Below are 1,167 nucleotides of genomic sequence, written 5' to 3' on the forward strand. Positions count from 1 at the left end.
ACCGTTGAATGGACGAGGACGCGGTGCGACACGCTGCCGATAAACGCCTCAGCCAGCCGGCTCAAATCGCGGGTGCCCATGACGATGACGTCGGCATTCACCGTAACGGCGGTGTCGAGAACAAAGGAGGAGGGATCCTGAACGTGGCACAACGTCCGGATAGAAGGGATGTCAGCCGATAGCAGGGCGCGGCATTCTTCGAGATGCTCGCGACCAGACTGCAGCGCGGCGTCACGGAGTCTGCCATATTCTTGCATGGCTTCCATCTTGGCCCCATGTGCAAGTACAACCTCGTCCAATCGATAGAGCCAATCGATTTGTTTCACCGCGGGAAAGGTTGCTCTCGCCGACCCCACGCCAATGACAATACGCATGATGACCTCCCCCTGATTCTGAAGAACCGGAGCTGTGCCCTACCAACGGAAATATGACGCTCACCCTTGATAGGTGGACGTCACGCTCCGGTCATTTCCTCCGTTAACCTCGGACCAGAGCCGACACCTCACTGTGCGAGGTAGCCTTGAGGCCTTCCCTGCCAACGGTGGTCACGCTGCCGCCCGTCAGGGCGTATTCGCCATTGAACAGGTGAAAACGCTCATTCACTGTGTGATCCATATAGCTCACACCGCTGTAGTCGATTGTCAGCTTCTTGCCCGGCGGGAGCATATCCATCTGGCCGCGCATCGAAACAAAATTCATGAAGCCGTGCGCGCCTTTGAGCTTCAGGGTTAGCGCGTCGCCCTTCTCTTCAACCGAAACCCCGGCTTTCAATGAGCGGACGCCCCGTATCGCATTGATCACGACCGCGAGGGCAAATCCGATGATGACACCCCACAGCAGGTCCACCGCCACCACGATAATGGTCGTGACCGCCATGTAGAGCACTTCTTCCTTGCCGATATGCGCGGCATGCATGAACTCTTTCGGATGCGCCAATCGGAAGCCGATGAACACGAGCATGCCGGCCAGCGCCGCCAGCGGAATCATGTTGAGAACACCAGGGATAAACTCCACGGCCAGTAGGAGGAAGAGTCCGTGGAAAAAGTTGGACCAGCGGGTGCGGGCTCCATTCATGACGTTGGCTGAGCTACGCACCACGTCCGCGATCATCGGCAGGCCCCCGATAGACGAGGACAGCGCATTGGTGGCGCCTTTGCTGACCAGCTC

Annotated in this window: 2 protein-coding genes; both read right to left on the minus strand. The window is 58.3% G+C overall.

The genetic code is table 11. The annotated features are described in order from the left end of the window. A partial coding sequence (locus tag HZB34_16890) for a universal stress protein (protein MBI5317640.1) occupies positions 1-374 on the minus strand: 374 nt, incomplete at its 3' end. A 103-nt stretch (positions 375-477) separates the two neighbouring features. Next, the coding region (locus HZB34_16895) for a SulP family inorganic anion transporter (GenBank protein MBI5317641.1) at positions 478-1,167 on the minus strand (690 nt) is incomplete at its 5' end.

This window comes from Nitrospirota bacterium (assembly GCA_016219645.1).
Lineage (GTDB): Bacteria > Nitrospirota > Nitrospiria > Nitrospirales > Nitrospiraceae > Palsa-1315.